Annotated in this window: 4 protein-coding genes; 1 reads left to right on the top strand and 3 read right to left on the bottom strand. The window is 45.9% G+C overall.

Features of this window, described 5'->3' with window-relative positions:
• The 3 genes from C6Y40_RS15050 to C6Y40_RS15040 all read right to left on the bottom strand — a co-directional run.
• On the bottom strand, positions 1–1862 hold a 1862-nt coding region (locus C6Y40_RS15050), incomplete at its 3' end, for an efflux RND transporter permease subunit (protein ID WP_146129584.1).
• A gap of 60 nt (positions 1863–1922) precedes the next feature.
• A complete protein-coding gene (locus C6Y40_RS15045; RefSeq protein WP_105935295.1) occupies positions 1923–2858 on the bottom strand; it encodes an efflux RND transporter periplasmic adaptor subunit in 936 nt (311 codons plus the stop codon).
• The gene (locus C6Y40_RS15040) at positions 2858–4192 is read right to left on the bottom strand and encodes a TolC family protein (protein ID WP_029937684.1); all 1335 of its coding nucleotides are present in this window, start codon (positions 4190–4192) and stop codon (positions 2858–2860) included. The genes C6Y40_RS15045 and C6Y40_RS15040 overlap by 1 nt, the downstream gene beginning before the upstream one ends.
• A 229-nt stretch (positions 4193–4421) precedes the next feature.
• Here C6Y40_RS15040 and C6Y40_RS15035 point away from each other — a divergent pair, with 229 nt between their 5' ends.
• A complete protein-coding gene (locus C6Y40_RS15035; RefSeq protein WP_105933601.1) occupies positions 4422–5456 on the top strand; it encodes an IS110 family RNA-guided transposase in 1035 nt (344 codons plus the stop codon).
• Positions 5457–5743 lie beyond the last annotated feature (287 nt).

The following is a 5743-nucleotide window of genomic DNA, read 5'->3' as shown; positions in this document are numbered from 1 at the left end:
GGCATAGGGTCGGTGGCGACCTCACCCGTACCCGTGCGACCGAATACCGTCTGTACTTGCTCATACTGCATAAGTTTCGCTTCAAGAGTTTTTTGCATTTCAACTGCTTGTTCTACCCCTGTCCCAGGGATCCGTATTGCCTGTACTAAGATATCACCTTCATTGAGCTGGGGAATAAACTCCGAGCCTAATTTACTGCCCATCCATAAACTGCCGACAACCAAAGCACTCGCTGCTACTACCACTAGCCATCTAAAACGCAGCGCTCCGGTTAAAACAGGACGATAGACTGCCTTTGCACCTTTAATAATTGGGCTTTCTTTTTCGCTAATTTTACCTCTCATGAAAATTGCTATCGCCGCAGGCACTACGGTAAAACAAAATACCATTGCGGCAAGCAAAGCCATTATCACGGTCGCTGCCATGGGGTGGAACATTTTACCTTCGACGCCAGTGAGCGTGAACAAGGGGATATAAACAATGGTAATGATCAATACACCAAACAAACTGGGACGTATGACTTCATTAGTGGCTTCATAAACAACATTCAGCCTTTCTTTGAGCGGTAGAGTAGCGCCGTTTTGTTTCTGGGATTCGGATAATCGTCTGATACAGTTTTCAACAATGATAACTGCGCCATCGACAATCAAGCCAAAATCCAGTGCGCCTAAACTCATTAAGTTAGCAGACACATCGGTTTTGACCATACCCGATATCGTGGCAAGCATTGCCATGGGTATTACAGCGGCTGTAATAAGTGCAGCTCGCACATTCCCAAGCAAAACGAATAGCACAACGATGACAAGTAAAGCGCCCTCGACGAGGTTTTTCTGTACTGTGTCGATGGTTTTGTCAACGAGGCTTGTTCTATCGTAAACCGCTTCAAGGATAACGCCCTCGGGTAAGCTTGTTTTAATGGTTTCGAGCTTACTGTCCACAGCTTTGGCGACCGTACGAGAGTTTTCTCCCACTAACATCATTGTCGTGCCAATCACTGTTTCTTGGCCATTTAACGTGCCGGCTCCAGAGCGCAGCTCTTTACCGAGGTTGATTTGGGCGATGTCTTGAATTTTTACCGGTACGCCATCAATGATCTTAACAACCACTTGGCCGATATCGTCGATGCCCTTCAGTTGGGCTTCCGATCTGATCAGTACTTGTTGCCCATTTTGTTCTACAAAACCAGCGCCTTGATTCGCATTGTTGCGTTCTAGCGCACTGAGAAGGTCACCTGTACTTATCCCAAAGTTTATCATTGCGACTGGATTAGGATTCACATGATATTGCTTTTCAAATCCGCCTATCGCATAAACCTCGGTCACCCCCTCAACAAGCGACAATTGGGGCTTAACTACCCAATCATGGATCTCCCTTAATGCCATAGCATCATAGGGTTGACCGTTGTCCTGTCGCGCCTGAGGCTCAGCACTTAACGAGTACATGTAAATTTCACCCAAGCCTGTGGCGATAGGGCCCATTTCAGGGGTTAACCCTGTTGGCAATTGCGCCGCGATGGCGGTGAGACGCTCGTTGACGAGATTTCGTGCGAAATATAAATCGGTGCCCTCTTTAAACACGACTGTGACTTGCGACAAGCCATAGCGTGATATCGAGCGGGTATACGATAAATTAGGCAAACCGGCCAGCGAGGTTTCAACTATAAACGTTATGCGTTGCTCAGTCTCCAAAGGCGAGTAACCTGGGGTTGCGGTATTTATCTGCACTTGCACGTTGGTGATATCAGGCACAGCATCAATCGGCAGTTGTTTGTAACTGTACATACCAAAAAAGGCGACAAACAAGGCGAACAACATCATGACACCACGGCGCTCAATCGACAGACGGAGTATTCGTGCAATCATGCTCTCACCTCACCGTTTTTATGGACTTGGCTTTGCTTTTGACAATAAATGCGCAGGTAATTAGTCATCATCGCCCGCCTCCATTTTTAATAAATCAGCTTTTAGTAGATAGCTATTTTCTACAACGACTTGCTGGCCTATTTGAACGCCCTTCACAATCTCTACTAAACGGTTGTCCGTGTTCCCAAGTTTTACTTGGCGGGGGTAAAATCGTTCCCCTTCTTTGACAAAAACAATGGTTTGCCCATCTAACTCTTGTATTGAACTTTTGGGGAGTGCCAGATTGACTTCTTGGAAACCAATCTGAATATAACCCTCTACCATAGCGCCTAAAGGCCAATAACCACTGCCATTATCAACGTTCACAAACGCGATAGAATAGGGTTTGTCATCCGGTGAGGACGTAATGTGGCTTATACTTGATTGTTGCTGCAATTCCTCAAGCCTTAAAGTGACTTCCATATCAGCGGCAATACGAGTACGTTGTTTGGGGAAAATAGCCAATTGAGCAATTGCGCGAGAGTAATTAGCAACAGAAAGCAGCACTTGACCGTTGGTGAGCTCACCATCATTGGCGTGTCTAGCTATGATTTTTCCAGACATCGGTGAGGTGATTGAGTATTGATTTAAACTCTCGTTTGACTCAATGATTGCCAGTGTGTCACCTTTTTCTACTTTATCTCCAATATTCACCATGATACGTTTTACAACACCGTCGAAGCGGGCACGAATATGACTCAGTGACGCAGGATCATGAACTATCCGCCCAAATGTTCTGGTTGTGAGCGATAATGATCCTGACGCGGCTGAAGCAGTCACGATATCGTGTTCAAGCATCCGTTCTTGAGATAACACTACGTACTCGGGTCTTTCTTCGGCTTCCTCATCGTCATCATCAGCCAGGGCGACAGTAGCAAACAGTAAAGTAAGTAGCATGGCTAACACGCCAAGCAAGTCACGTGCGCTAGTGAGTAATGTAAATTGTGATGTATTCATTATTTTTTCTCTAGTAATTCTGATGATTGAGCAGACGTCGAGGGAGAGTCAGAAAACACGGGAATTCCCGTAAGTGCCTCTAGATCTGCGCTTCGAAGGTGGACTAAGCCTGCGGCTTTTATCAGTGTTCGTTGCATATCTATGAGTTGCTGTTGCGTTGTCACCCACTCTATATAGTTGTAGCGACCACTTTCATAGCCATCCCGCGCCAATTTCAATGCAGATTCCAATGTGGGAACGACATTGTCTTGAAGGGTCGTAACAGTGAGCAAGGCTTGGTCTTTTGCGCTAATGACTTGATTTAATTGGCGAGTGAGTTCACGAATTTTCGCTTGTTTTTGATAGTCGATACTGTCAAGCAATGCGCGCTGTTGTTCGTATTCTCCTAGATTCCGCTGCTTGGTATTTAACGGCACCGAAATACTGGCGACTAACGCTGTGTCATTAATTCCCTGCATTCTTCGGATACCGGCTTCCCACGCAATGTCGAACTGCTGACTGGCCTGAACCACTCTCAATCTGGCCTCTTGTACCCGATAGTTATCAGCATAAAGCAGAACGTGTGGATTGCTTTGAAGCTGTGAAAGCATATGTTCAAGTGATAGTGAATTTGGAAACGATAACAGTGTCCCTTCAACTTCCGCAAACGCAGCGTTAGTGTCACCCCACATGATGGCCAGGTCGCGTTTATACTCATTGAGTTTTTGTTCACTTATCAATAACGACAAACGCGCCTGCGACAACGCTGACTCTGCACGTTTTTTCTCAAGTGGTGAAGAAGCCCCCGCTTCAACCCGTGTAGAGACTGTCTGAAGCATTGTGCGAGCCAGCATTTCAGCTCGTTGCTCAGTCTTGTGCAACGCTTGTTGGACAATGACATTGATATATCGTCGAGTTGTTTCACCCAAGATGTCCAGCGTACGAATGCGCCGTTGTGTAAGCAGTTGTGCTTTTTTTGAACTCACCACATTCATTCGGCCGCTGACTTTATCTCCAAGCTCGATGACCGACGATAAGGTCAGTGTCAATTCGGCATCTTTGATACCAGACACTTCGCCTGTTCCCAACACATTTTCAACTTCAACCCCAACAGACATTTCAGGTCGTAAGCTGGCCATTTTTGATTCACCATCCAAAGCCGAAGATTTAAATTCGAACACAACTAAATCTGGGTTGTTTGATAATGTGCGTTTGAGCGCATTTTCAAGCGTGATTGAAGACTTTTGCGCATTGGCAGATTGAACAGATATGCTCATGGTTACCAGTGCAGCAGATATCAATTTCAGATACGCTGAGCTAGCTTTTTTTATGCCCAATGGGCGTGAAGAACTCATAAAAGAACCTTTTGTTCATAAGATAACGACATACATGGAAAGCACCCATGCAAACATATAGGAGGGAATGGATTAATGTTGAGGTGGGCGCAAAAGGCCTTCGACTAGGCCGTCAGTGACGTTGCGGGAATAACTGTATTGATTAATGGTATGGACCCTCTCCTCCCATAAAGGCTTCAAATGAGCCAAGATAGAGTTGTTGAATCACTATCAAGAAGGAGAAGGTCACATGAATAAGGTAACAATAGGTTTAGATATCGCCAAGTCTGTTTTTCATTTAGTTGTTATGAATCAGTCCGGCAGAGTACTCAAAAAGAAGAAGTTAAAGCGTTATCAGGTGCTGTCCTATTTTAGCCAACTGGAGCCAAGTATCGTGGTGATGGAAGCCTGTGGCAGTTGCCATTATTGGTGTCGTGAGCTGACAAAAGCGGGGCATGAAGTCAAAGCCATCGCGCCGCAATATGTTGTGGCATACCGAAAAGGCAATAAACACGATTACAATGATGCAGAGGCGATAGCCGAGGCCTCACAGCGTGAAGGGATGCGATTTGTGCCGTTTAAGTCTCAGGAACAACAAGATATTCAGCTCATGCATCGTATTCGAGAGCGTATGATAGCGCAGCAAACAGCGTTGAGTAATCAGATAAGAGGCTCGTTGGCTGAATACGGTATTGTGTATGCACGGGGCGTAGCGACCGTGGTGAAAGAATTACCTTTCACCTTGGAAGAGGCTGATAATGGATTGAGTATGCTAGCTCGCCAACTGTTTCAAGGTTTATTCAACGATTTGTTGGTGTTACGGGAGCGCATTAAGGAAATGGATAAGGAGTTGAAAGCATTTGCACAAAACCACCCTGTATGCGAGCGCTTAATGAGCATGACCGGTATTGGGCCACTGATTGCTACTGCTTTATATGCAGGTATTGGACAAGGACAGGCTTTTAATAGTGGTCGACATTTAGCCGCTTGGTTGGGTATCGTCCCCAAACAACATACAACGGGAGATAACCCGAGATTGCTGGGTATCAGCAAACGCGGGAATACGTATTTACGCACCCAGATGATTAACGGTGCCAGAGCCGCCTTGCGCCATATCGGTGATAAAACCGATAAAGTGAGCCAGTGGTGTCGGGCTTGCTTAGCGCGAATGAGCTTTAACAAAGCTTGCGTCGCGCTGGCCAATAAGATGGCGAGAATGGCCTGGGCCATGCTGCACCATCAACAGGATTATCTGCCAGGGCAGATAAATAAAGCTGCGGTTTAGCCGGTCAAACCCAAACCAGTAGTAAGCACGTAAACGAAAACAGGAAGCCTATCAACGCATTGCAAAAGACAACGTACTGATGATTAACGGTTCATAACCATCTTGTTCAAATCAGATTATACCAAGGGCCTTCGAGGCCGCCGGATTGATGAGACAACAAGATGCGAACAACCATCAAGGCTAGAAGCCACATGACTTCACTAAAAAGCCGAATATATGGCAGCAATGAATCACGTTAATTAGTCAACACGGTGTCTTGCAATCGGAGAGGGTCCATATATGGTATA

The organism is Marisediminitalea alba, assembly GCF_002993365.1.
In the GTDB taxonomy this organism is placed as follows: domain Bacteria; phylum Pseudomonadota; class Gammaproteobacteria; order Enterobacterales; family Alteromonadaceae; genus Alteromonas; species Alteromonas alba.
Note: the sequence above shows the minus strand (reverse complement) of the source record. Positions and strands in the feature narration are given on the sequence as shown.

What these genes read in the sequence shown, in the direction of transcription:
- C6Y40_RS15045 (WP_105935295.1), bottom strand. Translation starts at nt 2,858, where the DNA reads ATGAATACATCACAATTTACATTACTCACTAGCGCACGTGACTTGCTT.
- C6Y40_RS15040 (WP_029937684.1), bottom strand. Translation starts at nt 4,192, where the DNA reads ATGAGTTCTTCACGCCCATTGGGCATAAAAAAAGCTAGCTCAGCGTAT.
- C6Y40_RS15035 (WP_105933601.1), top strand. Translation starts at nt 4,422, where the DNA reads ATGAATAAGGTAACAATAGGTTTAGATATCGCCAAGTCTGTTTTTCAT.